The organism is Bradyrhizobium sp. USDA 4011, from assembly GCF_054063415.1.
Map to the genome: position 1 here is coordinate 1,297,752 of NZ_JBSSGG010000001.1, position 26,145 is coordinate 1,323,896.

Consider the following 26,145-nt stretch of genomic DNA (forward strand, 5'->3'; position numbering starts at 1 on the left):
GGGGGACCTCACCGCCCTGAGACCTTCCGACAGAGGGGGGCATATTCCATCGAAAGGCAACATAGGGAGCGAGCAAGGGGCCCGCCCCCCGGAACGCGCCGTCGGCGGGGGCGACGAATGCCGGCGACGCGTTCCAACTCATAGATAGTTATCCCTTGGCCAGCGGCACTGCCACAAAGCGCGACGAACCGCCGCTCTTCACGCGCATGAGAACGCTGTTCTTGTTGTCATTGCGCGCCGCGGTGATCGCATCACGCACCTCACCGGCGGTGCCGACGGACTTGCCGGCGACCTCGAGGATCACGTCGCCTTCCTTGAAGCCCCGCTCAGCGGCAGCACTCTTGGGATCGACTTCGGTCACGACCACGCCTTCCTTGCCGGCGCCGGCCACGCTGTTGGCAGGTGCCACAGTGAGGCCCAGTTTCGGCACGTCGGTGCCACGGGACGAGCTGCCCTTGTCGCTGTTGTCGGTGTCAGCCTTGGCTTCCAAATTGTTCGGCAACTGGCCGAGCGTGAGGTTGACGGTCTTGTCCTGACCCTTGTGCAGCACGGTCAGCTTCACGGCATTGCCGGGCGCGAGGCCACCGATGGTGCGGGCGAGTTCGCGCGCATCCTTCACCGGCTCGCCATTGACGGCGGTGATGACGTCACCGGACTCGATGCCGGCCTTGGCCGCGGGGCCGTTGGCCTGCGGTTCGGCAACCAGCGCGCCTTCGGCCTTCTTCATGCCGAGGCTGTCGGCGATGTCGGAGGTCACCGGCTGGATCTGGACGCCGATCCAGCCGCGGCTGACCGAACCCTTGTCCTTCAGTTGGGCAACGACGCTCTTGACGGTCTGGGCCGGGATCGAGAACGCGATGCCGACGCTGCCGCCGGACGGCGAGTAGATCGCGGTATTCACACCCATCACCTCACCGGACACGTCGAACGCCGGGCCGCCCGAATTGCCCTTGTTCACGGGCGCATCGATCTGGATGAAATCGTCGTACGGACCATTGCCGATGTCGCGGCCGGAGGCGGAGACGATGCCCGCGGTCACGGTGCCGCCGAGACCGAAGGGATTGCCGACCGCCAGCACCCAGTCGCCGATGCGCGGCTTGGTGTCGGAGAGCTTGGCGAACTGGAAATTGGAGCCGCCCTCGACCTTGATCAGCGCGAGATCGGTGCGCGGATCGGTGCCGATCACCTTGGCGGAATAGGTCTTGCCGTCGTCGGTCGTGACCTCGACCTTGTCGGCGCCGTCGACGACGTGATTGTTGGTCACGGCATAGCCGTCAGCCGAGATGAAGAAGCCGGAGCCCTGGCCCGTCACCACGCCACCGCCACGCGGTCCACCGCGCAGGCCCGGGGGCAGGCCATCCGGACCGCCGAAGCGGCGGAAGAAGCGCTCCATCGGCGAACCCGGCTGGAACGGCGAATCGTCATTGTTGCCGTCGTCCTTCGCGACCTTCTCGCGAATGTTGACCTTGACCGAGATCACCGACGGCTTCACCCGCTCGACGATGTCGGCAAACCCGACCGGCTGCTGAACCTTCTTGACCTCGTTATTGACCTGCGCGTGCGCGGGCGTCGTGAACAGGTCGGCCGGGTTGTGGGTGGGGCTGAAGCCGTAGGTGGCGGCACCGAGGCCGGCCACGACCGACGCCATCAGCGCGAGCTTGCGGGCAGAGAAAAGCGAGCGCTTCGGCGCCTTGTAGGACGGAAGGGTCGAGAGGTCGGGACGGTCGGTCATGTCTTGATGTCTCCAGGGCCAGAATCAGTCGGTGCCGGGGCGAGCACCTGATGCGTCTGAACATGGGGTCATCAGCCTTACGGCGCGCTGGCTGCGGAATTAAACTTTGGTAATTGAGCCGGCCGGTGCTGCGGCAGAATAGCGCATGCAAATTAAGGGTTTAGAAAGGAACTAAAGCGGCTTGTCCGGCGCGGATTCGGCCGCCAGCAGCCGTTGCAGGCGGGCCTCTTCGTCGGACGTCAACCCGGGGGTGGGATCGCCCCCGCCGGCGGCCGGATTTGCCTTGCGCCGGCCGAGCCGCCAGAGTGCGAAACCGCCCAGCAAAAGCGCCAGCGGCGGGGTCAGCCACAGCACCAGCGTGTGCTCGTTGAGGCGCGGCTTCAGCAGCACGAATTCGCCGTAGCGGGCCACCAGGAAATCGATCACCTGGCGGTCGCTGTCGCCGGCCGAGATCCGTTCACGCACCAGCAGGCGGAGGTCGCGCGCCAGCGGCGCCTCGGAATCGTCGATCGACTGGTTCTGGCAGACCATGCAGCGCAGTTCCTTGGAGAGCTCGCGCGCCCTCGCCTCCTTCGCCGGGTCCGCCATGATCTCGTCGGGCAGCACGGCCCGGGCGGGCATCGCACCGAGCACCAGGGTCGCCGCAAGCGCGGCGGCTGCAAGGGCGCGCGACCGCATCACTCGGCCGCCTGCAATGCGCGCGCCGCTTTCGCCGCCGGTTTCGGCGCGCCGACCCGCAAGCGGCGGTCGGATAGCGACAGCATGCCGCCGAAGGCCATCAGCACCGGGCCCCACCAGATCATCAGCACCAGCGGCTTGTGATAGATCCGCACCGCGATCGCGCCGTCGGCCGAGGTGTCGCCGAGCGAGATATAGAGCTGGCTGGCGCCGCGCGTCAGCAGAGCGGCCTCGGTCGTCGAGGCGCCGCGGGTGGTGAAGTTGCGCTTCGACGGCGTCATCTCGCTGACCTTCTCGCCGTCCCGCGTCACGGTGAATTGCGCGACCATCTCGCGGAAGTTCGGCCCCTGCCGCGGGTTCAGGCCGTCGAGCCGCAGCTCGTAGCCGGCGACGCGGGCGACGTCGTCCGGCTTCATGGAGCCGATATATTCGCTGTTCCAGGTGGTCTCGCAGACGATCCCGATCAGTGCGACGCCGAGGCCGGCATGCGCGAAGGCCGTGCCCCAGGTCGCGCGCGGCAAGCCGCGTGCGCGGCGCAGCGAGAGCGACAGCGGAATCCGGAACAGCGCGATGCGTTCGCCGAGGTCGCACAGCGCGCCCATGATCACGAAGGCCGCAAGCCCGATCGCGAGCGGCGCCAGCGTCGCGCCGCCATAGGTCCACGCAAGCACCAGCGCGATCGCAACCAGCGCGGCGATGCCGGCGACCATCAGCCGCTGCGCGGCGCCGAGCAGGTCGCCGCGCTTCCAGGCCAGCAGCGGCCCGAACGGCACCGCGAGCAGCAGCGGCACGAACAGCGGCGCGAAGGTGAAATTGAAGAACGGCGCGCCGACCGAGATCTTCTCGCCGGTCAGGACCTCGAGCGCCAGCGGATACAGCGTGCCGATGAACACCGTCGCGCAGGCGGTGGTGAGCAGCAGATTGTTGAGCACCAGCGCGCCTTCGCGCGAGATCGGCGCGAACAGCCCGCCCTGCTTCAGCGCCGGCGCGCGCCAGGCATAAAGCGACAGGCTGCCGCCGATGAAGACGAACAGGATCAGCAGGATAAAGACGCAGCCGCGCGTCGGATCGGTGGCGAAGGCGTGGACCGACGTCAGCACGCCGGAGCGCACCAGGAAGGTGCCGAGCAGCGACAGCGAAAACGTCAGGATCGACAGCAGGACGGTCCAGACCTTCAGCGCGTTGCGCTTCTCCATCACCAGCGCCGAATGCAACAGCGCGGTGCCGGCAAGCCAGGGCATCAGCGAGGCGTTCTCGACCGGATCCCAGAACCACCAGCCGCCCCAGCCGAGCTCGTAATAGGCCCAGTAGGAGCCCATCGCGATGCCGAGCGTCAGGAAGATCCACGCCATCAGCGTCCACGGCCGCACCCAGCGCGCCCAGGCGGCGTCGATCCGCCCTTCCAGCAGCGCCGCCACCGCGAACGAGAACGAGATCGAGAAGCCGACATAGCCGAGATAGAGCATCGGCGGATGCACCGCGAGGCCGATATCCTGCAGCACCGGATTGAGGTCGCGTCCCTCGATCGGCGGATTGGCGATGCGCAGGAACGGGTTCGAGGTGATCAGGATGAACAGGTAGAAGGCGCTGGCGACCCAGGCCTGCACCGCCAGCACATGCGCGCGCAGCGACAGCGGCAAATTGTTGCCGAAGGCCGCGACGAGGCCGCCGAACAGCGCCAGGATCGACACCCACAGCAGCATCGAGCCTTCATGATTTCCCCACACGCCGGTGATCTTGTAGAGCAGCGGCTTCAGCGAGTGCGAATTCTCGTAGACATTGGCGACCGAGAAATCCGAGGTGACGTGCAGCGTCACCAGCGCCGCGAACGACGCCGCGACGAACAGCAATTGAGCGAGCGCGGTCGAGCGCGCGACGTTCATCAGCGCCGCATCGCGCCAGCGCGCGCCGACGATCGGCACGATGGACTGGATCAACGCGAGGGCAAGCGCGAGCACCAGGGCATAATGTCCGCTTTCGGCGATCACCGCATGGCCCCCTGGGTCGGCGCCGCAGAGGCGCTCGGCATGTTGCTTGATTTGCCGTAATCGTCCTTCCAGTGGCCCTGCTTCTTCAGGGCATCGGCGACGTCCTTCGGCATGTAGGTCTCGTCATGCTTGGCGAGCACGGTGTCGGCGCGGAACACACCTGACGCATCGAGCGCGCCTTCCGCGACGACGCCCTGCCCTTCGCGGAACAGGTCCGGCAGGATGCCCTTGTAGGCAACCGGCAGCGTCGCGCCGCCATCACCGACGGTGAAGGTCACGGCGAGATTATCGCCGCGCTTCAGCGAGCCCGGCTCGACCAGGCCGCCGAGCCGGAAACGCTTGCCCGCACCAAGGTGCTTTTCGGCGACCATCGAGGGCGTCGAGAAGAACACGATGGAATCGCGCAGCGCGTTCAGCACTAGGCCCGCGGCGATCGCCAGCACGACGAGCGCGCAGCCGATCAGTGTCAAACGCCGTTGCTTCCTGGTCATGGTCTATCCATCAAGCCCGAGACTCTTCAGCCCCTCATTGAGCTGGCGCAACCGGTCCGCATCATTGGCCACGGCCTGGCGGGCATCCGCAAGCGCGCTCATCGCCTTGTCGCGCTGTCCCATCACGAGATAGGCGCGGACCAGCCGCAGCCAGCCCTCGACGTCATCGCCGTTCGTCTTCAGCCGCGTCGCCAGCCGATCGACCATCCCCTGGATCATGGTGCCGCGATCGGCCTCGCTCATGTCCCTGGCCGCAGCCACCGCGCTGTCCGGCAATGCTGGCGCGCTGGCGCCACCGGGCGAGCTAGCGCCGCCGGGTGCGCTGACGCCGCCGACCCGCACCAGCGCGGCCTGCACCAGCGGCCGCCATGGCGCGTCGGACGGTGCCTTCGCCAGCAACTTCTGCCAGATCGCGGCGGCATCGGCCTTGCGGCCGTCCTGCTCGGCGGCAAGGCCGAGAAAATAGTTCGCCTTGGCGTCGTCGCCATTCAGCGCGACCGAGCGCTCGAACTCCGCCTTGGCGTCCGCGGTGACGACGCCGCCGGCGCTCCCCATCAACGCCTCGCCGAGATCGGCGGCGGCGATCGGCGCTGTCGCCGGCATAGGTGATGGCATTGCGATAGGCGCGCACCGCGTCGTCGTAGCGGCCGAGGCGCGACAGCACCGGCGCCAGCACCGTCCAGCCGCGGCCGTCGGTCGGGTTCTTCTCCAGATGGGCCTCGACCTGCGCGACCAGATTGGTGAGCGGCTGGTTGGCATCGGCCACCCGGCTCCGCTCGGCGAGCGGAAAGTCGCCAAGGCGCGGCGAGCCGAGCGCGAGATAGAAGCCCGAGGCGATGACCGGCAGCCCGACCAGGGCCACGATCGCAGCAGTGCGCCGCAGGCTGAGACTGCCCTGCACCGGGGCTTCGCGCCCGCTCTGGTCGGCGGCGGCCAGCAGCCGGCGGCTGATCTCGATCCGCGCTGCGTCGGCCTCGGCAGCGCCGATGATCCCGGCGGCCATGTCGCGGTCGATTTCGGCGAGCTGGTCCCGGTAGACCACGACTTCACTGCCGCCGGTATCCGCCCGTCCGCGGCGGCTGAGCGGCCACAGCACGGCAAAGATCGCCGCGACCGTCATCAGCGCGAACACAAACCACAGCGTCATCAAGCGGTTCCCGGATGGAACGGCGGCTTTCCGGCAAGCCGCCTGGGAAGCGCTTTACACTACCGGCGCCAAGCGCGGCAATTGACAATTACTGGATCGACCGAAGGTCGGAATCGGGCGACTTCCGGCGCCGCTCCAGCGGTATTGCAACGGCGTTTTCGGGGCGAAGGCGCGCGCTACCAAAATATCGAAAACAACCCCATGCAAAGGCGCCGGCGGGCGGCCGCCGGCGCTCGAATGCCGACTTGACACGTCGGGCAAATCAGCGCCACACTTCCATTATTCCGAAATTGCGCAAGCGCTTGCCGTCCCGACCTGGCGGCCGTCGGTTTGCCGTCGAGAATGCCCGCGATCTCCCTACCCTGCGCGGGACGACTTGCGCTCGCCGGTCACGGCATTCTCAGCCGCCCTGTTCATCAAGGAAGCGTAGTCATGGCCGAACAGCACCTCACAGAAGCGGATCGCGGCCTTGACCTGCTGCTGCCGGAACGCCCGGACCCGGGCATCGCCGCCGCGCAGCGACTGCACCAGCCCCTCGGTCGATTGCTCGACATAATGTTGCAGGTCCGAGAAGGTCCGCAGCGTGACCTCGTTGATGGCGAGCTCGCTGGCATAGGTGCGGCACACCGCGACGAAATCGATCAGGGCGGCGGCGTCCTCGACCTCGGATGCATCGATCTTGGCGCCGGCCGTGATGTCCTTGTCGGCGCGCTGGCGCAGGATGCGGCGGACCCGGCCCGGCACGCTGTCGATCTCCGATTGCAGCGCGTTGGAGGTATCGGCGCGAACCGAGGTGAGCTGGCGGCCCCAGGTGGAATCGTTGCGCAGGTCGAGCTCGGTGCGCAGGCCGCGGACACCGTCATGCAGGGTCTTGAGCTGCTCGCCGACATAATCGAAATGTCCGCGCTTGATATCGGTGCGCAGGCAGGCCGCGACGAACGACAGGTCATGCAGCGCGATGGTGACGGCGATGCCGTACGGCGTTGCCGCGACCCGCAGCTCGTCGTCGGAGGCCGCCATCTTGATCGCGAGGCGGATGATCTGCCATGGCGCGGCGAGCCGCTGCGCGATCAATGACAATGCGAACGGCAGCAGTTGCGGCGTCTGCAGCGACGGCAGCTTGAGCGCCTCCATCGCCGAGGCGATCTGGGAATCGGAAAACACCCTGATCTGGCTCGGCAGCCGGCTGCCCAGGGTTTCCAGGGCCTCGCGGGCCTGCAAGACGAGGCCGATCGGCAGCAGGTCCTCGACAACGGTCGGCGGGCCGACGCGCGCCAGCGCGCGCTGACGGTCGTCCTGGGTCGGCCCCGCGATCTTGAGGATGGCTTCCGCGGCCGCCAGCTGGAACTTGCGCGCGGCGATCTCCATCGGGCCGCTCTCCGAGGCAGCCGCCAGTGCCGTCTCGAATTCGCGGGCGGCCTCGGGCGCGCCCTCGCGGGCGAGCCACTGCCAGATCGGCAGCAGCGAGGCGCGCCGGAGCTGACCCGGTCGGGTCGGGAAATTGGTCTCGGCCAGGAACGGCTCGAGCGGCCGGAACAGGAGCCGCGCTGGATCGTCGCTGCGCGGCTGGATCTGCTCGTCCTGCTCGACCCCACGCACGATCTTGCGCAGCTGCTCCAGGACCAGATTGGCGATCGCTACATCATCGCCGCGTTCGACGGCGCGCTCCAGCTCCCGCATCAGCAGCGCCTGCGATTGCGGCGGAAGCTGCGCGAGATAATCCCTCAGCCGCTCGGTCGATTTCTGGCTCATGCCCGGTCGTGAAAGCTAGGTGCCCGGCAACCGCCGCAGCCCGTCCGCCCGGGATGATAGAGGTGGGCGCGTTAAGAAGCCGTTTAGGAATACTGACGGCAACGCCGCCCAAAAGGCTGCGCCGGCTCCGCAGGGCAAATCGCATATGATGTCTGCGAAAATTGTGCGCGAGCGCCCCTCGCCTCTCCCGCAAGCGGTGCTGTCCTAATTCGGACACTTGCTCCGGGAACCAGGACACTTGTCACGCACCCGGGAAGAAGTGGCAGTTTATTCGCGTTTTATTTGCGTTCGATTCACACAGGTGATTTCTGGAACAGCCAGCTGATTCGATGCTTTCAGGACTGGGCAGCGCGTTTCATTAAGATCAAATTACAAGCCCAGAAGGGGCCGCCAATTATCGGCAACCGACGGCTCGGCGTGAGAATGGGAATAAGGAACGGCTCCAGCATCACCTCCAAGGGTGCTGGGGCCGTTTCTCTGCGCGCCACTGGAACGAGGCGTATCGGCTGGCGGTTGTTTTACGTCCGGCGTCGCCGCCGGTTGCGTCGGATGACGTATGCAAACTCGGCCCCGGCTTGCACCCCTCGCTGGGGCCGGTTCTTTTTCACGGTTAGGAACAGCCCCGGTGACGTTCCGTTGTCGCGTGGTCCGGTGCTCAAGACGGACAGCACTTGGACACGGCCTCAGCGTTCCCCCGGCGCTGGGGCCGTTTCTTTGGGGTGAACAAGAAAGGTTCGGCCTTCGCCGGGCCTCGTAGTTCAAGCTGACTTGCAATTTGCGCCATCCCGGCTTTCCACCATCAATTACAGTGAACTTGCGCGTCACGCGCGCTGCTGGTGAGGCGGGCAAGCACTTTTTCGTCGCGTCCACTATTCAGCGCGATCCCGCCTGCTCCGTTGGGGCAAGTATATTATGTTGTTTGTCTACGACGCGATTGATGGTGACGCCGGCAAAGAGCTCTTAGGTCGTGGATGTTTGAAGCCCCCAGCGCGCAGCCATTCGGTCATGCTAGCTCCAGCCTCAGCTTGCCGGGCCAGCTTAAGGAGCGCTTCTCTCTCGATACCTGGGGCGAGCGCTGCGGCCTGTTCGCGTAGCTCTCTAGCTCTCTCAATAAGGCGCGCTTCAAGTGAATTGGTATGTCTGACCCGACGTCGAATTTGGCCCATGTGACCCTTTTTCCTCGCTCAGTTCCTTACGGGAACGGAGCTGTAAATCCACATGGGAACGCAAAGTTCCTATCGGGCTTCCTTCATGGTCCGCTCGACCTCATCGGCCAGCGTCCGGTGATGTGCGGCCAACCTGGCGAACAGTTCTTTCTTGGTCTTATTGGTTGCCAGCTTGCTGATCAGCTCACACTCTTCCGCCTCGACACGAAGCTTCTCCAAGTGCGCCTGCATGTCCTTCATGGGCCGTCTCCCGAGATCGGGGGATGATTGCACGGGGAACAGGCCGCGCAATAGACTTCTGGAACTTCGTTCACCCACGGAAAACCCGGGATCGGATCTAAATCCTTCGATCTAGATCATGGGCAAGAACAGATTGCGTACCGCACGAGGGATTCAAAACGGACAGCACCTGCGAGCGGAGGGTGCGTTCCAGGCCGCGCACCCATAAAATCGTCGGCGTGACTCGACCAAGCTCGTGCGGCAATGCAATATGCCGCGATGGGCCACAGCGGACTTATGTGTCATTGCAGAGACATGCTGGTTTGGCCTAATTCCGCATCAGCTGCTTTCGGAGACTGGCGGGCCAAGATTGGTTTGAGAGAACCTTGGACAGTCCCGAGCAGCACCTGAAGTTCGTACACAAGTCCTTCCGAACGATAGGATGCTTCCACCTGTTGGGCGAACCGCTTCGCCATTCCGTTCAGAATTGAGCTTCCAAATCCTACGCGCTGCGGTCGTTGCACCGGAGGTCCCCCACTTTCGATCCAGGAGAATTCAAACAGCTCACCTCCTTCACAGGATCGAATGCTGCCTTGTATGGTGATCCGCCCTTCCGGCCGTGAGAGCGCCCCGTGCTTAACTGCGTTCGTGGCAAGCTCATGGATGATGAGCGAAAAGGTTTGTGCCGCTGGCGTGTTCAGCATCAAGCCGCAGCCGATGCAACTAACCTGACGGGCAAAGCTCGTCAGTTCTTCCGAAACGATCTGTTCTAGGGGCGCCCCGGTCCATCCGCTATCCGCAAGCATCGCATGGGTACGCGCCAGGGCTGCCAGCCGCATTTCGATGGCCTGTTTGGCCTCCGAAAGCGATTGGCTTTCCATCAACGTTCTGGAAGCGATTCCCTGCACGACTGCGAACAGGTTCCGAGACCTATGGCGCAATTCTCCAAACAGAAATTGTTGATGCTCGTCGTGCAACAAGATGGACGCAATTAATCCCGAAACCAGAATAACCTGGATACCACCGAACAGCGCGAACATGACCAGTGGCCAACCGGCTCCCTCCGCGAGCGTAAAACTGAACGCGGGCGGAAGAAACAGGATTGCGCCTGTCACAAGCGATGCCGCCAAGGTCACCATGCCGGGGTAGAACCCACCGGCAAGAGCCATACAGAGCGTCGCCAGACTGTACACCGTAAACGGCGACGCGCTGGAAAGCTCTTGATGCAAGCCTAACCTTATCAAGGTCGCGGCAGAAACCAGCCCGAACGCAGCGCCGTATACGTGACCGGGATTTTTCCGAAAGCGGCGAATTCTGCCAAGCAGGTCGGGTCTGTCGAAGGCATGGGCAAACAGCATCGCTGGCTCCGTGACGCGTTCAAATCGCGACGTGCGAAAGGGTTTAATTAGGGAAACGGCTTCGGCGCCAATACGCACATCAAGCCCGTGTGGCCGATGTTCGATGAACGGCGTGCCACCGTCAATCCGGCAAAGTGTCCAAAACGGACAGTTGCCGGGCAGATTTATCAAGGAGGCGGCGTATGTGCCGATAGCTTCGCAGTCCCAGAAGAGAATTGAGGGCCTTCTGATCCATATAATAGTGGCGTCCCTCACGATGGATGAGACCCCAGCTTTGCAGCCGACTTAATCTGCGTATGACCGTCGTGCGTGGCACTCGCATGTAGGCTGCAATCTTTGCGACGGAAAATGGTTTCTCCTCGAACTGCCCAAGAGCTACACACAGTCCTATGAAAAACGTCTCCAGCCGGGTGCCGAACGGCTCAGTTGGCGGGGAGTAAGCTCCGTGCAAGCTCCTCATGATGTCAATCATCAAGCGACAAAGCACCAGCCGTTGACGTGCTGATCGCACGCTGTGCGAATTGCCTTTGCCCATCTTCCACCGATCCAATCAACCTGTTCCTCCATCGTACAGACAAAGGGCGTGCGTTTGGAAGATAGGGACAGACCGCCTCTGATCAGTTCGAGGCCGTCCTCCACGGGTCATTTTCGACGGTTTCGTCGGGATTGTCGGCAGGTCGGGTGGCGGCGCGCTTATGAGTCCACGCCCTAACACTACTTTGGCAGAATGTGTTTGCGCCACTGTTTTTCACGGATTTTCTTTCGGCAATATGGGCACTGCTGAGGCGGGGGTCGAAGGATGAGATCAACGATGGCGTGACGTACGGCGGGCATGGTTGGCTGAGGCGGAGGCCCGTTGATTCTTTTTTTTCCGCCCCGCGTATGCGAGGCGACGATGTTGCAGGAAGGCGTAAGCAATCATTGTCATCAGGGCATGGCGATGAAGACCCTGCCAGGATCGCCCTTCGAAGTGATCAAGTCCGAGCTCCTCCTTCAACTGCTGATGCGCCTGCTCACAAATCCATCTTGCCTTAATGGTGGCGGCCAGTGTGCGCAGATCCGTCGTCGCAGGGAGATTGGCGAGATAGTATTTCTTTTCCCCCGAGGCACGTTGCTCGCCAATGAGCCAAGCTTCGTCGCCCGGGAGATGCTGCTGACCCTTATCCCATATCCGCTGCGGAGGGCCGTCGGCGGTGCGGACACGGAGAGCAGCAAATCGGGCTTTCAGCCGACCTTTCGTCCCGCTGCGCCAACTCACGGCTTTCCATTTGGCGCTGGCCAACATTTGTTCTGCCGCAATCGATAAGATATCGGGCACGTGGTGCTTTCGTGGTTTCCCGCGGACTTTGGTAATCGGCCAAATGAGCTTCACGTCGACCGGATACACCTTCAGGTGCCGAGGGATGCCGACAGCCCAGGCCAGCCCGCGCTCTGTTAGCCCTTGTCGAAATGGTGCGCTAAGTCCGTATCCTGCATCCGCCAGCACACATCCGAAGCGCACGTTGGCTGCCATCGCGCGGTCAATCTCGGCCAACGCAATTTCCGGCTTGGACCGTGGCGTTCGGTGTTCGACTGGCACGCGAGCGCGCTTCAAACGAGATACGTCGCTTGTCCAACTGTCAGGCAGAAAGAGACGTAACGCGACCATCACTGGCACTTCGCCGCGCGCAAGCGTCAAAGACACCAGCGTTTGGCAATTTGCCGTTTTGCCGAGAGCCGATGCGTATTGAGGCGCAACACCAACCGAGCGTTCGCCCTTCTTCGGCAGTGAGGTGTCATCAATAACCAGCACCGCGTCCCTGCCGCCGACAAGTCGGTCCGCCTGGTTGAGCAACTCCGTCTCCAGCGGCGTCGCGTCCCAGACACCGTCCGCAATGAAATGGTGCAGCTGATCGTAGTTGCCCGAGGCAAGGCGCTCCGCCATCGGCTGAACGCTCTTGCGATCGCCAGGACCGATTAGTCCCGCAACATACAGAGGACACATCCGCTGCCGAGTCTTATGACCCAGCCGGTCCAAGAACGGCATCAGCCAACGTTCGAGTTCGTCTTCCCATCCCGCCATGGTCAGCCCTCCAAGAGCCGACCACCCATGAATCATTGAAAAATTGATTCGGGAATCCTATAAAGCAAGGCAAAACCGACATTCTGCCAAAGTAGTGCTAATTGGGACGCTCGCAAAATGAAATTGGGACAAGCATCAGTCAGTTGATCGGCGTCAACATCCAACGCAACCGGCTGCTCTATTCTCTCTTTTATGATCTGGCACCATATTGAAACCGCGCCGTTCAACCGCGTGCTGGAATTGGCCGTAGTGGACTCGGACGGCCTGCACGCGCTTATCTTCCCCTGTTGCCGAGTTCTCGGCGGTTGGGTGAAGGCCGATTCAAATCGACCCGTGCTGGTTCATCCGACCCATTGGAGAGAGTGGAATATCATCGGCTCGGCTGCCTCTTCGACCCGCCACTAATCCCCGTGAGGTTTGCGCCGTAATACCTGGTGCCCTCGGGGCCTTAGCCACATCAGTTGGTCTCGTTCCGTGGGCGCCTTTCGGCGGGGCTGTCGCGGCGCGCGGCTTCTTTTACGGCCAGGTTCGTTATGCTGTAGGTCTTTGCGATCACGCCATGATGGGCGGGAACGAAGCCGAGATCGAGATCAAAAAGAAAGAGGCCGCCAAGTGAGGCGGCCTTTACTCATTTTCTTCCGGATGGAGAGCTTTCTTCTCGCTCTCGTATTGATCCAAGAGGGCTGCGAAGCGGTCCAATGTGAGCGGGTCCAGGGCGGGTTGGGATAGCCTCCTCACATGTGCGATCTTCTCGTCAAGTTCGTCGCATTTCTCGCACATGGCACCGTTGCCCCAGACTGCCTGCTAACCAACATGGCTTAGCATTGTTCCGGCGCGAGCCTTTCCGGCTTTAGCAATTGATGGGTAGGACATTCAGCCTCGGGCGTCCTACCCGGCCCCTCACCCGATTTGCTGCGCAAATCGACCTCTCCCCGTCGGGGAGAGGTGAAAGTGTTCGTGGCCGTAGTGCTTCAATCTAATTTCATCCCGGTCTACACCGCCGGCAGCACGAGCTCTGCCCGCAGGCCGCCGATCGGCGCGTCACTCAGGGCGAGCTTGCCGCCATAGAGGCCGGCGAGATCGGTCACGATCGACAGGCCGAGCCCCGAGCCGGGCTTCGATTCGTCGAGCCGCTGGCCGCGCCGCAACACCTGGGCGCGCTCGGCCTCCGACAGGCCGCGTCCGTCGTCGTCGACCACAATGCGCAGCCTGGGCCCGGCGCCCGAGGCCTCCGGCGGGACCACGCTGACCTCGATGAAAACCTGAGAAGCCGCCCATTTGCAGGCGTTGTCGACGAGATTGCCGACCATCTCCTCGAGGTCCTGCCGCTCGCCGCGAAACCGCGCTGCCGGGTCGGCCTTCGCCTCGATCGCGAGGTCGCGATCCCTGTGGATCTTCTCCATGGTCCGGCGCAGCGCTTCGATGACGGGGGCGACGTCGGTGATGGTGCTGACGATGGTGGCCCGGGCGGCGATCCGCGCGCGCTCGAGGTGATGGGCGACCTGGTCGCGCATCAGGTCGGCCTGCTCGAGCACCTTGCTGGCAAAGGGATCGCCGGCATGCGCGCCGGCTTCGTTCACGATCACCGACAGCGGCGTCTTGATCGCATGGGCGAGATTGCCGACATGGGTGCGCGAGCGCTCGACGATCTCCCGGTTGGCGTCGATCAGCGCGTTGGTCTCGCGCGCGAGCGGCGCGATCTCGACCGGAAACCGGCCCTCCAGCCGCTCGGCGCGGCCGGAGCGGATGTCGGCGATCGCATCCGATATGCGCTTGAGCGGCGCGAGGCCGTAGCGCACCTGGAAGATCGTGGTCAGCAGCAGCACGATGCCGAGGGCTGCGAAGGTGCCGCCGAGATAATAGTCGAAGCTGCGCGTCTCATCGAAGATCTCGGTGGCGTCGCCAGCGACGCTGACCAGGAACTTGCCGTCGGCACCGAGGTCGACCGGGCGCTCGACCACGCGCAGGCTCTGGCCTTCGGGTCCGTCGACATAGCCGAGCCGCACGCCGGCGGCAGTCAGCTCGGCGCCGTGCTCTTCGAGCTTCGGCAGCTTCTTGTCCCACAGCGAGCGCGAGGCGCGGGTCTCGCCCTTTTCGGTATCGGTGCGGGTGATCTGCCAGTACCAGCCCGACAGCGGCAGGTCGAACAGCGGCTCGCCGAGCGACTGGAACTGGCGGTCCGCCGGCTCGTCCGGCGTCGCCACCTCGGCGATCAGGGTGCGCAAATAGAGATTGAGCCGCCGATCGAAGGCGCGCTCGGTCGCGTCGCGATAGACCGACGACAGGATGACGCCGGTGATCGCCAGGATCACCACCACCCAGGCGGTCGCCGAGACGAACAGGCGAGTCGCAAGCGAGCTGCCGCCCATCAGAGCACGGGCTCGAACAGCGTGTCAGCGGCAACAGACATCAGGGATTCAAACATTGGCGAATCCAGTTCTCTCAGCGCGGATCATGCCAATGCCCGTATACGCCGATCAAGCACTCTAGGAGCATGATCCGATTGAACAGGATATGCCCTCATCCTTTTGTTTGGTCGCGTTTTCTTCCCGCGAGCGAACCGGTATCCACTTCGCTCGAAAACGCTTTAGGTCGGCGGCGACAGCATGTAGCCGAGGCCCCGAACAGTCTGAATGATATCGACTTCCAGCTTCTTGCGGATGCGGCCGACGAACACCTCGATGGTGTTGGAGTCGCGGTCGAAGTCCTGGTCGTAGAGATGCTCGACCAGCTCGGTGCGCGAGACCACCCGCCCGGTGTGGTGCATCAGATAGTCGAGCAGGTTGTACTCGTGCGAGGTCAGCTTGATCGGGTTGCCGTTGACGGTGACCCGCTTGGTCCGGGTATTCAGCGCCACCGGCCCGCAGGTCAGCTCGACCTGGGCATGCCCGGTGGCGCGGCGCAGCAGCGCGCGGATCCGCGCCAGCACCTCCTCCAGATGGAAGGGCTTTGCGACATAGTCGTCGGCGCCGGCATCGAACCCCTGAACCTTGTCGCTCCAGCGATCGCGCGCGGTGAGAATCAGCACCGGCATCACCCGCTTGTTCCGCCGCCAGGCCTCGAGCACCGAGATACCGTCCATCTTAGGCAGGCCGATATCCAGCACGACCGCGTCGTAGGGCTCGCTGTCGCCAAGGAAATGCCCCTCCTCGCCGTCGAACGCGCGATCGACCACATAGCCGGCGTCCGTCAGCGCGGTGGTGAGCTGGCGGTTCAGATCCGGGTCATCCTCAACGACGAGCAGACGCACTTTGGCCTCCGAGAGTGAGCATTGCGATATTCCGGCATCAAATGAGGCTCCCGGCCGTGAACGGCCTATGAATGGAGCCACAGGCGAAACCTTATTTTTTCGTCAGGTGCACCATCCCGGGAACCCGCGCAAGCGCGACCGGTTCCCGCTAAGAGATGCGCGCCGAGCGGGATTGGGTTTCAGTATCGGGTATTTTGATACCGATGTCATGTCGGTCACAGTCGGCGGGCAAGTTAACCTTCGGCGACCATTTCCATGTCGCTGACACGGGTGATGCGCTAATCCAGCCCGGGGTCGCCTGCGGTACAGGACCGGGAATACTTTGTTGCACATTTCACAGATACGGAGGTTCGGCGTGATTGCGGGCTGGCTTGCGCTTGCCTTTATCGCGTTCGTGACGCTGTCGCCGATCCAGGACCGTCCGTCGTTTTTTCCCCCTCAGACCGAGCGCTTCGCCGCGTTTGCAGTGATGGCAATGGCCTTTGTGTTGGGTTACCCGCGGCGTACCGCGCTGATCGTGCTCTTTGTCCTCTTCAGCTCGTTCACACTCGAAGCGATGCAATTGCTGACACCGGACCGTCACGGCCGCCTGCTTGACGCGATCGTCAAGGTGGCGGGAGGTCTTGCCGGCGTCGGCGCGGGTCACCTCTTCCTGCTGATGCTGCGCAGCCAGTTCGGCCGGCTGAGGTCGCGCGCGGACACGGCCTAGTCGTCCGCCATTTTGGGCATGATCTCCGCGCAAACGCGTCCCGCGTTCGTCGCGGCGGAAAACCGCTTCGCACTTTCCGGATCATGCCCTATCGCCGGCGCGGATGCGCCTTCTGGTGCCACGCCCAGGCCGAGCGAATGATGTAGCCGAGATCCGACCGGCCCGCCTTGAAGCCGAGGCCGACTTGCGACCTGGAGGGATCGGCGACCAGGATCGGCGGATCGCCGGCCCTGCGTTCGCGTACCACGCTCGGCACCGCTTCGCCGGTCTCGGCGCGGATCGCGTCGAGCACCTCGCGCACCGAATAGCCGGTGCCGGTGCCGAGGTTGAACACACCGCCGGCGCCCCCCTTCAACAACAGCTCGAGCGCCGCGATATGGGCGGCGGCGAGGTCGTCGACATGGATGTAGTCGCGCACCGCGGTGCCGTCAGGCGTCTCATAATCCTCGCCGAAGATCGCGAAATCCGGCACGTGCCCGAGCAGCGCCATCAGCGCGCGCGGAATCAAATGCGTCTCGGGATCGCGGAGCTCGCCGATAGTGCCGGATGCATCGGCGCCGCAGGCGTTGAAGTAGCGCAGGCAGACCGATTTGAACTGATAGGCGGCGCGATAGTCATCGAGCATCTGCTCGATCATGAACTTGGAGCGGCCGTAGGGATTGACGGTCGGCCCCGCGGCGCTTTCGGGAATGGGATCGCGGCCGGCATTGCCATAGACGGCGCCGGTGCTGGAAAACACCAGGCGGTCGCAGCCTGCCTCACGCATGCCGCGCAGCAGACCGAGCGTGCCGGCAACGTTATTGCCAAAGTATTTCTGCGGATCCGCGACGGACTCGCCGACCGCGCTGAACGCGGCGAAGTGCATCACGGCGAGCGCATCGTGCTCGCGGATGGTGGCGGCGATCTTGACGTGGTCGGCGACGTCGCCGGTCACGAGCGGTCCCCATTGCACGAAATTGCGATGGCCGGTGGAGAGGTTGTCGTAGACGACGGGGAGAAACCCGGCCTCGGCGACCGCCTTGGCGCAATGGGATCCGATGTATCCCGCGCCGCCCGTGATGAGGATCGAACCCCTGCTCGCCATCGAAAATGCCGTCCCTGCGCGGACCAATCCCGCGCCTCAACCAACGCAATGATCGCATGGGTACGACATTCCGTCCGGCGCAGCAAAATAACGCCGGGAATAGCGTTAAGACCGAACGGATTTACCGGCGCAACGACGGTTAACGCGCCCGCAGCGGGATGTTGGTCTGCTGCCCGACCGGCGCGGCGTGCCGTGGTGGCCTTCCATAAGGGTATACCGGTGTTGCCGGCGGGACCGGCCGGGTCGCCTGCGGCCGCGATGTCGGGACACCGCCGCCCGGACCGTCGATCGAGTAGCGCGTTGCGTCCTGGGTGGTCCGACCGGTGCCCTGTGCAAGCAGCGGACCGGCTGCGGCGACGACCAGCGTTGCGATCATGAAAAGGCCGGCCAGCTTCACGTCGAAGCCTCGATGGGTTGGACCGGCATCAATCGGTGACGCCTCCAATCGTTCCGGAGTGTTGGCGCAGTGTACGTGCGATTTTCATCATCCCTTATACGAGAAGTGGCGTGGCCGGCGCATCTTGTTAGAGCTAGACCGTCACGTGCTGCCGCGGTGCGATCCCGCACCAGCTCATGACGAGATCGGCGAGCGTCTTGATCTCGATATCAGCGGGCGTACCGCTGGCGAAATCGGCAACCGATTGTCCCAGCGCGACGGCGCGAACATAGGCCGAGCGGCTTCCGATCATCGGCCCGATCTCCTCGTCGAGCGTATCCAGCTCCTCGATCAGCTGCTGACCCTCGAGCGTGCGCTGGTCGACGCGGTTCGGCACGATCATGGCACGGAGCGCCGTTCGCCGCGTCGCGCGCACCTCACGCACGATGTCGAGCGTCCTTGCGGTGGCCTCGATGTCGAGGCCCGACGGCGTACACGGCATCAGCACGATATTGGCGACCGCGAGCACGGCGCCCAGCACCCGGTCGTTGGGCGCGGAATCCACGACGATGATCTGATGCGGAATCTGGCGCATCAGCCTGGCCCATTCGGCAACGGGGCGGGTTTCCGGATCAAGCTGGTAGACGGGGAACGACAAATTGCCGGGCTCGGCCCAGTGACAGGCGGACGCCTGCGAGTCGGCGTCGACCAGTCCCACCAAGCCCGTACGCCGATCGAGTTCTGCAGCCAGCAAGACCGCAAGAGTCGTCTTTCCGACCCCGCCCTTGCGCTGGGCAACCGAGATGACAAGCGGCATCGCTAGCTCCTGGCGTTATCCCCCGTGCGTGCGCGGGAGGACACCTTCATCGACGAGCGTCAGCATCCGGGGCAGACAGACCCGCTTTGCGTCGTAATTGTCTCGCACAAAGCTCCTCGCCTTCATCCGCATCTTCTTGAAGGCTTTCGGCCGCGACAGCACCGAGACCACCTGATCCGACAACGCATCAGTATCAAAGAACGGCGCCAGCAGGCCGTTGCCGTCCGAGATGATATCGCGAAGCGGAGCCGTGTCGGATGCCACCACCGCACATCCCGCACTCATGGCCTCCAGCAGCGACCATGACAGCACGAAGGGATAGGTCAGATAGACGTGCACCGAGGAGATCTGCAGCAGCGCGAGATACTGTTCCCGGGGAATCCGGCCGAGGAAATGCACGCGGCGCAGGTCGATGTCCGACCTGATTTCGTCCAGGAACATCGACTTCCAGCTCGAGCCCTTCGGCGGATTCGCGCCGTAGGACGTCCCGCTGCCGCCGACGATCACCACCTGCGCATTCGGCCGCGCAGCCAATATCCTCGGCAGCGATCGCATGAAGACATGGAATCCGCGCACCGGCTCCAAATTGCGCGAGACGTAGGTGATCACCTCGTCGTCCGCCGACAGTGTCGCGCCGTTCGGAAGCTGAAACCTGGCGACGGGATTGGGCTTCACCTCGTCGGTGTCGACGCCCTCGTGGATGACATCGATCTTGCTCTGAAACTCGCGGGGAAAGGTCGACCTCTGCCATGGCGTCGGCGACACGCCGGAATCGCATTCCGTGAGCGCCAGCAGCGTCGTCGCGTTCTTCAGATGCAGCGCGACATTGCCGTCGAGGCCCGTCATCGGAAACTCGGGATCGAAGCCGACGTCCCTGCCCTCGGCGCCGTAGTAGAATTCGCAATAGAGGATGATCCGCGCTTTCGGAAACATCGTGCGCAGCGGCAGCGTCTCACCCCAACCGGGATGCGCGAAGATCAGGTCGGGCACGAAACCCTGCCCCGACAGCGACGACAGCGCATACAGGACCTCTTCGGCACGCCGCGCTTCGACATCGAAGCGGCGGGCAAAGGGATGGACCATCGCGGAGTCCGACTTGGTCGTCGAATATTTCAGCAGCCGGATATCCCGCGTCGTGCTCGCGGTCGATGAACCGACCGCAACGACCTTGTTTCCGGGCTGCTCCGCGAGCGCACGCGCAATGTGGCGGTACTGGGCTGGAAAGTTGTTGTGGACGAAGAGGACGTTCATTGGCGGGCGGGCGCGCCCCCCGGCCGCGCGGTCGTCGATTGGGGTCATGCTCGATATCATGACCGGCAGGGTGTCTTCGATATGCACGTGCGAACTATCTCATCGGATTAACATTAAGCCCCCTTCTATCACACCAATTTTTGGGGCACACTGTGAGAAACATATCGACCCATTCCGTTAGGCTCGCAGGCGACCATGAACGAACAGATTCAGCAGAAAACCATTGACCTGGCACGGGGTCTTTTCCTGGTTCGCTACAATAGCGCGGAAGACAGGACATCACCTCCGGTAGTGCGCGTCTACGCGGATCGCGCGAGCCTTAACAATTGTAACATTATTACCGGGCCCGACGCGGCCAATGGAACCCTGTTTGCGCCCGAGACCGCGCTGGTCGTGTCGGTGGCCCGGCCAAGCCGCCTGATCGTCGAGGTCACGGCGGGGCGCGCCGGCGGCTCGACCGCCGCCAATATCAAGATCGAACCGCTGAGCCAGGGCCAACCGGCCGTGCAGCCGATCGGCCAGCCGGCCAGCCGGCCGTTCGACACCTACGAGCCCGAGTCCGGCCCCGACGAGCTGAGCGACCTCAAGCTGCTCGCGCATGTCGCGGGTTTGGGTGACGTGACGGTGGGCCCGAATACGTGGATTGCCGGACCGGCCGCGCCGGCCCGAATCGAGGGAATTTCCCTCGAATGGCCGAACAAGCCGTACGATCTCAACCTGCAATATGCGGTCAAGTTCGCCAGGCCGCAGCGCGGCGACAACCAGTTCGTTCCGCTCGGAACCTTTGCCGGAACCCGGGGACGCGCACTGGCCATCACGGGGTTCTCGCTGGAAGCCACGGGCCCCGGCGCGGATCGCTACGCCATCGCCGCCGAAACCATCTTCCTCGGAGCTCCCGCCCTGCGCGTGACCGGGAACCGGATTGTGGTATCGGGCCCTTCGGGCCGGGAACCCCTGGTGGGCCTCAAGCTCAGTCTCGAAGAGCACCGGGCGCAGGCGGCGCCCCTCGCCCCCCGGCAGCCAAGGCACGCTGAACCCGCTCCCCCGATGCCGCGCCAGGAGGCACCGCGCCTCGAGGGACGGGTACGCGTGTTCCGGAGCCGGCAGAACGCCGTCAAGACGGCGGGCTGACCATGCGGGCAGACAAGGGCGACATTTGACCGCCGACGCGCGCAGGATCGCCTTTACGTCGAGAGCGCTCCACCACGTCGATCTCGAGCGAGCCGCAGTTGGAGCGCTCGAGGCACGTGATTTCCGTCGCGCATTCGCGCTCGCCGATCGCCGCTGCCGGATCCTGCCGCATCCGGGCGCCCGCGCCCATTTGCTGCGCGCGGAAGCGCTGTTTCGCCTCGATCTCAGGGATGCGGCTGTCGCCAGCGTAGCCAAAGCGCTCGAGCTCGAACCGGACGATCTTGCCGCCGCACGGCGAATGATGGCTTGGGGCGACGGCCTTGCGCAGATCGAAGCCGCACGAAGCGTCACGCGGCGCGATGACGATCCGGATTCAGTCAGGAGCGCTCTCCTGCTGCTCGAGCAGAGCGGTCAGGACAGCTGCGCCCGTATCGACTTCCTGGATGAGGAGGTGAAGGGATGGGTGACGTGGCGAGGCGCTGACGACCCACACCTTTCATTGGCGCAAGCAGATCAATCCAGCACCGTCCAGCTTCCCGCCGATCCCGGTCACAGGTTTGCCCTCGATGGACGACGTGCTGCGAGCTTTCGTCTGATGCGGCCGGCGTCCGCGACCTCGCAGCGCCTCGAGATCGCTCAAGCTGGCCGCGTCATCGCGAGCATCCAACTCCCGGCCAACCGCGCGCCGGATCGCCGCGACGCGCCACAACGGCCGCTTCGCGCAGAGAGCGCCGAAACTCCGCCGCTCACCATCATCATCCCGGTGTACCGGGATCTGGCCGCGACGCGTGCCTGCATCGAGAGCGCATTGACGGCCGTGGCCTGCACGCCGGGCGCGACCGTCGTTGCCGTCGATGACGCGTCGCCCGAGCCCGACATCAAGCGCCTGCTCGGCGAACTGGCTTCCGAGCAGCGCATCCGGCTCCTGACCAACGCGCATAATCTGGGGTTTGTCGGCGCGGTCAACCGGGCGCTTGCCGAGACTGATACCGGCGACGTCGTACTGCTGAACTCGGATACGACGGTGCCGAAATACGCGCTGCAACGCTTGCGGAGCGCCGTGCAATCGACGCCGGGCGTGGGCACGGCGACCCCGCTCTCGAACAACGGCGAATATACCAGCTTTCCAGTCCCGAACCGGTCGAACCCCCTGCCCTCGCCCGACGAGCTGGAATTGCTGGACGAGCTCGCCGGCACGGCAAATTCCGGGATCGCCATCGACATTCCCAACGGCATCGGGTTCTGCCTCTACATCACCCGCGAATGCCTCGACGCCGTGCATGAGCTCTCCGACGACTTCTATCGCGGCTATCTTGAAGACGTCGACTTCTGCCTGCGCGCCGCGGAGGCCGGCTTCCGCAATGTGTGCATCCCTTCGGTCTTTGTCGGACACGAAGGTTCGCGCTCGTTTCTTGGCGAGAAGCGTTCGCTGGTGCTGCGCAATCTTCGCGTGCTCGAGCACCGTTACCGGCGCTATGCGACGGAGTGCGCGGCGTTCCTGCTTGCCGATCCGCTGCGCGATTGCCGCGCGGCGCTCGAGCTCAAGCTGCTGTCCAACGAACCACGCGCCGCCAGCCCGCATGTCATCCTCTGCGGCTCCGCCGTTGGCCGCGAGATTGCCATCAGGCGGTGCAGGCAGCTCGCGGCGGACGAGAAGCGCGGGCTGATCGTTCACTTCCGCGCCGAGGGACGACGCCAGCTGGCTGCCATCTTCGCTCCGGATGGCGGAGCCCCGCAGTCGATCGCACTCGACGTTGCGACAGCTGAGGGCCGCGAGGCCCTCCTGAGGCTTCTCGCCGATCTCCGAATCCGCTCGCTCGAGATTTCGGAACCGGACCGCATCCCCAGGGCATGTCTCGCGCAGCTCACGCAACATTTCGCCTACGAGCTCCTGATCACCGACACCAGACTTGCCGAGCGCGCCGCGATTGGATCCGGCCTCCATCCGGACTGGACCGGTCTCGTCGAAGGGGCCCGGGGCGTGATCGCGATCGGCGAAGCGGGAGCAGCCTTTTCGGTCTCGGTTCTCGGCCTGCAGGTGGTCAGGCCGAGCGACCGACTGGTGCGGCCGGCGCGGCATCCTGCCGCGAGCGGCCCGGCGCGTCTCGGCCTGCTTGTCCTGCGCGGCAGCGCGGCGGAATTTCGTTTCGTGAGAGCCCTCAGCGATCAAATCGCCAACGCCCATGCAGACGCCGAGATCATCGTGCTCGGCACCACCCTCGACGACCTCAAGCTGATGCAGCGGATGAATGTCATGGTCACCGGCGAAATCGCCGTCGACGACGTCGCGACACTCATCGAAGGTCACGGCATCACGAAACTGGTTCTCGACATCGGCGAACCGGCATTCGGGCATCCGCTGGTCGACGCGCTGCTGGCGACCGGATTGCCGGCCGCGGCGACGGAATGGCTTCCGACACCGCCGGGACGTAGCCGAAAGACCGACCTGAAGCTGCGGCCCGGCCTTGACGCCGATGAAACGGTTGCCGCCGTCTTCGACTGGGTGGTCGAAGATGCGCAGTTACATTCCGATCGGAGGAGCAGTCGGCACAGGCGGGAGGTTGGCGCGCGGCTTCCATGATCGCGGCGGCCATGCGAGCGAGGAGAACGGCGTCGAGTCCAGCCCGAGCAGCGGGCTGTAATAGGGATCGTCGAGCAGCACCTCGCCCCACTTCGCGCGCAGCATCGCCAGCTCGCGCCCGAAGCGCGCCTTGCGGTCCGGCGCGGAATCACGGCCTCGGCTTGCCGACTCCAGGTGAACGAGTTTCGCGTCCGGCGTGAATACGATCCGCTTTCCGAGCTGGCGCAGCTTCAGGCACAGATCGATATCGTTGAAACTGATCGGAAAGCGGACCTCATCCATGCCGCCGACAGCCACGAAATCGCGCTTGCGCATCAAGAGGCACGCGGCCGTCACCGCCGAACATTCGTGCGCCACCTGGAGCAGATCGCCGTAGCCGGGATCACCATCCATCCGGTCGTTGAAGGCGTGCGCGGCGGAAAAATTGGCGCCCAGCACCACCCCGCCGTGCTGCACGACGCTGCTCGGCCAGAGCAGCTTTGCGCCGACGGCTCCGACATCGGGAGCAGAGAGCCGCCACAGCATCTCAGCCAGCCAGCCGTCGTCGAGCGCCTGGACGTCGTTGTTGAGGAAGCAGATGTTCTCCGTGTCGACGCAATCGACGGCGGCGTTGTTGATGGCTGCGAAGTTGAAGGGCCCCTCGACCGAAATGACGTCGATTTCGTCCGCTGAAAGATCCTCGAGATAGTCCAGCGTTTCCGGCTCGCTCGAGCTGTTGTCGACGACGAGAATCCGGGCGTTGGTCTCATGAGCGGCCGGCAGGACCGTCTCGATACAGCGCTGGAGCAGTTCGGCGCGGTTTCTGGTCGGGATGATGATGGTGGTGCGCTCGTTCCAATCGACCGCCCGCTTGACCCGCACAGCTGGAAGAAGCCCCGCTTTCCGCGGCTCGACATTCGCCTCGACGCCAGTCCTGCCAAAATACGCCTGGCTTGCGGCGACCAGTTCGGCGGTTGCGACGGACGCATCAATTCGCGGCAACGCCGCAACCGATCCCGGCAGATGATAGGTTCGCTCAGCATCCACGCAGCCAATGAAGATGTCGTAGAGCGACGTCGCCGATCGCAGCGCTTCCACCGCACGTTCCCGGCGCACCGAAAAGCAATACGCGCCATAGCCCTGCTCGAGTGCACGTTCGAGGTCGAACGCCGAGAACGCCAGCGGCCAGACAGCGCCGGCGCCGGCCGCGACCTCGACGTCGCCATAGACGAGATCGCAGCCGGGCTCGGACGCGAACACATCGGCGAAGCGCTGCAAGGCATCTTCCGCAAGGATCGTCCCGCTCAGGCAGAAGACGAAGAACGCACTGTTGGCGGCATCGCCGTCGACGAACTCGCGCGCAGCGCCGGAATCGAACTGACTGACCCCCCGCGCCGGCAGAGACACCGCCGACCAGGCCGCGTGCCGCTGGGCCTCTAAGCTCTCGATGCTTTCGTCCACCCTGGCATCCCCGATCAGGACGACCGCGGCCTCGGATGGAACGTCAGACGGTGCTGACGGCGAGAAGCGCTCTTTCCAGCTGCGATAGGTGTGAAACGGCACCGAGGCAGGCAAAAGCTGATCGAACAATTGTCCGCGCAGCCGCTCGCTATCCCAGCGTCCGAGTTCGGCGATGGTCTGCTCCAGGCCGCGCTCGAAAGCAACGAATGCAACCGGCTCCGTGATCAGGCTCCGTCCCGAAATTGTCCGCGCCGACAGCCCGCGCACGCGACCGTCGGCAAAATGCTCGGGCAGATGAAAGTCGATCCGGCGGCCGACGCCGAATTCGCTGCCCCGCGCAACGTTGGTCCACCCGGTCGGCTTCACGGTCATGACCGGCCGTTGCGCGATCAGGATCTCGATGTCCTCATCGACGTCCTGCGAGAGCCAGCCCTCGAAGCGCAAACCTCCGGCCCATTTGATATCGCCGATTCGATGCCACTGCGCTTGCGGTGCAGCGACATCGCAGCGAATCGGAGCACCGACGGGACTTCCGATATTTGCCAGTCTTGCCTCGATGATCGCAGCGTTCGAGCTGATCTCGTCCTGCACGTTGAACGTAAAGCCAAATCGACCGTCGCCGATTCCGGCATCGGCAAGCTCTGTTACAAACTCGTCACACAATGATGACATGTATGGCTCGCCGTCGACCAGCAGTTCGACGGCGTAGCGTCGGGTCGGATCGGCGCGGTCATAAACAAATCCAGAAAACGTGGTGCGATCGTATCTGGAGAATTGCGTCTGCAACGACGCGTATTCAGCTCCTGAGGGCCTCTGCTTGCCAATCGTCTTCGTGCTCATGTCCACCCCTCAAACGGCGGCTCGATTGTCGGCCGATTTCAAGTTGAGAATGTGTCCATGGCGCGCCCAAGGT

18 protein-coding genes and 1 pseudogene are annotated in these 26,145 nt (G+C 64.1%); 3 read left to right on the forward strand and 16 right to left on the reverse strand.

Annotated elements, in window-relative coordinates; all coding sequences use genetic code 11:
- Nucleotides 1-148: 148 nt before the first annotated feature.
- From ACVW1C_RS06170 to ACVW1C_RS06220, 11 genes and pseudogenes are all read right to left on the reverse strand, one after another.
- Nucleotides 149-1,732, reverse strand: a complete 1,584-nt coding sequence (locus ACVW1C_RS06170; protein ID WP_456757643.1) for a Do family serine endopeptidase — start codon at nt 1,730-1,732, stop codon at nt 149-151.
- A 171-nt stretch (nt 1,733-1,903) separates the two neighbouring features.
- Nucleotides 1,904-2,410 carry a cytochrome c-type biogenesis protein gene (locus tag ACVW1C_RS06175; protein WP_456757644.1) on the reverse strand — a complete coding sequence of 169 codons (507 nt, stop codon included), beginning with the start codon at nt 2,408-2,410 and terminating at the stop codon, nt 1,904-1,906.
- Nucleotides 2,410-4,398 carry a heme lyase CcmF/NrfE family subunit gene (locus tag ACVW1C_RS06180; protein WP_456757645.1) on the reverse strand — a complete coding sequence of 663 codons (1,989 nt, stop codon included), beginning with the start codon at nt 4,396-4,398 and terminating at the stop codon, nt 2,410-2,412. The genes ACVW1C_RS06175 and ACVW1C_RS06180 overlap by 1 nt, the downstream gene beginning before the upstream one ends.
- The gene (gene ccmE / locus ACVW1C_RS06185; protein ID WP_456757646.1) at nt 4,395-4,889 is read right to left on the reverse strand and encodes a cytochrome c maturation protein CcmE; all 495 of its coding nucleotides are present in this window, start codon (nt 4,887-4,889) and stop codon (nt 4,395-4,397) included. The genes ACVW1C_RS06180 and ccmE overlap by 4 nt, the downstream gene beginning before the upstream one ends.
- 3 nt (nt 4,890-4,892) lie before the next feature.
- Nucleotides 4,893-6,036 (reverse strand): annotated as a pseudogene (gene ccmI / locus ACVW1C_RS06190) (c-type cytochrome biogenesis protein CcmI).
- A 357-nt stretch (nt 6,037-6,393) separates the two neighbouring features.
- The gene (locus ACVW1C_RS06195) at nt 6,394-7,788 is read right to left on the reverse strand and encodes a hypothetical protein (protein ID WP_456757647.1); all 1,395 of its coding nucleotides are present in this window, start codon (nt 7,786-7,788) and stop codon (nt 6,394-6,396) included.
- Nucleotides 7,789-9,023: 1,235 nt separating this feature from the next.
- Nucleotides 9,024-9,194 carry a hypothetical protein gene (locus ACVW1C_RS06200; protein WP_456757648.1) on the reverse strand — a complete coding sequence of 57 codons (171 nt, stop codon included), beginning with the start codon at nt 9,192-9,194 and terminating at the stop codon, nt 9,024-9,026.
- A 281-nt stretch (nt 9,195-9,475) separates the two neighbouring features.
- Nucleotides 9,476-10,702 carry an HWE histidine kinase domain-containing protein gene (locus ACVW1C_RS06205; protein WP_456757649.1) on the reverse strand — a complete coding sequence of 409 codons (1,227 nt, stop codon included), beginning with the start codon at nt 10,700-10,702 and terminating at the stop codon, nt 9,476-9,478.
- A gap of 634 nt (nt 10,703-11,336) precedes the next feature.
- Complete coding sequence (locus tag ACVW1C_RS06210) at nt 11,337-12,629, reverse strand: IS701 family transposase (protein WP_456756671.1); 1,293 nt, start codon at nt 12,627-12,629, stop codon at nt 11,337-11,339.
- A 956-nt stretch (nt 12,630-13,585) separates the two neighbouring features.
- Nucleotides 13,586-14,962 (reverse strand): ATP-binding protein, encoded by a 1,377-nt coding sequence (locus tag ACVW1C_RS06215; protein WP_456757650.1) that lies wholly within the window; start codon nt 14,960-14,962, stop codon nt 13,586-13,588.
- A gap of 218 nt (nt 14,963-15,180) precedes the next feature.
- Entirely contained in the window at nt 15,181-15,843 is a 663-nt protein-coding gene (locus ACVW1C_RS06220; RefSeq protein WP_092125249.1) for a response regulator transcription factor, read from the reverse strand.
- Between the two features lie 355 nt (nt 15,844-16,198).
- On the opposite strand from ACVW1C_RS06220, the gene ACVW1C_RS06225 reads away from it, so the two are divergent.
- The gene (locus ACVW1C_RS06225) at nt 16,199-16,552 is read left to right on the forward strand and encodes a VanZ family protein (protein ID WP_456757651.1); all 354 of its coding nucleotides are present in this window, start codon (nt 16,199-16,201) and stop codon (nt 16,550-16,552) included.
- An 88-nt stretch (nt 16,553-16,640) separates the two neighbouring features.
- Here ACVW1C_RS06225 and galE read toward each other — a convergent pair whose 3' ends face one another.
- The 4 genes from galE to ACVW1C_RS06245 all read right to left on the reverse strand — a co-directional run bounded on the left by galE (nt 16,641) and on the right by ACVW1C_RS06245 (nt 20,080).
- Entirely contained in the window at nt 16,641-17,636 is a 996-nt protein-coding gene (galE, locus tag ACVW1C_RS06230; RefSeq protein ID WP_456757652.1) for a UDP-glucose 4-epimerase GalE, read from the reverse strand.
- A gap of 139 nt (nt 17,637-17,775) precedes the next feature.
- Nucleotides 17,776-18,033: a hypothetical protein gene (locus ACVW1C_RS06235; protein WP_456757653.1), complete on the reverse strand. Its 258-nt coding sequence runs from the start codon at nt 18,031-18,033 to the stop codon at nt 17,776-17,778.
- 133 nt (nt 18,034-18,166) lie between these two features.
- The gene (locus ACVW1C_RS06240; protein ID WP_456757654.1) at nt 18,167-18,829 is read right to left on the reverse strand and encodes a nucleotide-binding protein; all 663 of its coding nucleotides are present in this window, start codon (nt 18,827-18,829) and stop codon (nt 18,167-18,169) included.
- Between the two features lie 15 nt (nt 18,830-18,844).
- Nucleotides 18,845-20,080, reverse strand: a complete 1,236-nt coding sequence (locus ACVW1C_RS06245) for a glycosyltransferase family 4 protein (RefSeq protein ID WP_207840830.1) — start codon at nt 20,078-20,080, stop codon at nt 18,845-18,847.
- A 195-nt stretch (nt 20,081-20,275) separates the two neighbouring features.
- Between ACVW1C_RS06245 and ACVW1C_RS06250 the strand changes: the two genes are divergently transcribed.
- Both ACVW1C_RS06250 and ACVW1C_RS06255 read left to right on the forward strand, forming a co-directional pair.
- Nucleotides 20,276-21,211, forward strand: coding sequence for a hypothetical protein (locus ACVW1C_RS06250; RefSeq protein WP_456757655.1), 936 nt, complete (start codon nt 20,276-20,278; stop codon nt 21,209-21,211).
- Nucleotides 21,212-21,236: 25 nt separating this feature from the next.
- The gene (locus tag ACVW1C_RS06255) at nt 21,237-23,792 is read left to right on the forward strand and encodes a glycosyltransferase (protein ID WP_456757656.1); all 2,556 of its coding nucleotides are present in this window, start codon (nt 21,237-21,239) and stop codon (nt 23,790-23,792) included.
- Here the strand turns inward: ACVW1C_RS06255 and ACVW1C_RS06260 are convergent.
- Nucleotides 23,733-26,072: a glycosyltransferase family 2 protein gene (locus ACVW1C_RS06260; RefSeq protein WP_456757657.1), complete on the reverse strand. Its 2,340-nt coding sequence runs from the start codon at nt 26,070-26,072 to the stop codon at nt 23,733-23,735. The genes ACVW1C_RS06255 and ACVW1C_RS06260 overlap by 60 nt on opposite strands.
- Nucleotides 26,073-26,145: the final 73 nt, after the last annotated feature.

Excerpts from the sequence above, each read along its gene's own strand:
- ACVW1C_RS06170 (WP_456757643.1), bottom strand. The coding sequence starts at position 1,732 with ATGACCGACCGTCCCGACCTCTCGACCCTTCCGTCCTACAAGGCGCCG.
- ACVW1C_RS06175 (WP_456757644.1), bottom strand. The coding sequence starts at position 2,410 with ATGCGGTCGCGCGCCCTTGCAGCCGCCGCGCTTGCGGCGACCCTGGTG.
- ccmE (WP_456757646.1), bottom strand. The coding sequence starts at position 4,889 with ATGACCAGGAAGCAACGGCGTTTGACACTGATCGGCTGCGCGCTCGTC.
- ACVW1C_RS06195 (WP_456757647.1), bottom strand. The coding sequence starts at position 7,788 with ATGAGCCAGAAATCGACCGAGCGGCTGAGGGATTATCTCGCGCAGCTT.
- ACVW1C_RS06200 (WP_456757648.1), bottom strand. The coding sequence starts at position 9,194 with ATGAAGGACATGCAGGCGCACTTGGAGAAGCTTCGTGTCGAGGCGGAA.
- ACVW1C_RS06210 (WP_456756671.1), bottom strand. The coding sequence starts at position 12,629 with ATGATTCATGGGTGGTCGGCTCTTGGAGGGCTGACCATGGCGGGATGG.
- ACVW1C_RS06215 (WP_456757650.1), bottom strand. The coding sequence starts at position 14,962 with ATGGGCGGCAGCTCGCTTGCGACTCGCCTGTTCGTCTCGGCGACCGCC.
- galE (WP_456757652.1), bottom strand. The coding sequence starts at position 17,636 with ATGGCGAGCAGGGGTTCGATCCTCATCACGGGCGGCGCGGGATACATC.
- ACVW1C_RS06240 (WP_456757654.1), bottom strand. The coding sequence starts at position 18,829 with ATGCCGCTTGTCATCTCGGTTGCCCAGCGCAAGGGCGGGGTCGGAAAG.
- ACVW1C_RS06245 (WP_207840830.1), bottom strand. The coding sequence starts at position 20,080 with ATGAACGTCCTCTTCGTCCACAACAACTTTCCAGCCCAGTACCGCCAC.
- ACVW1C_RS06250 (WP_456757655.1), top strand. The coding sequence starts at position 20,276 with ATGAACGAACAGATTCAGCAGAAAACCATTGACCTGGCACGGGGTCTT.
- ACVW1C_RS06260 (WP_456757657.1), bottom strand. The coding sequence starts at position 26,072 with ATGAGCACGAAGACGATTGGCAAGCAGAGGCCCTCAGGAGCTGAATAC.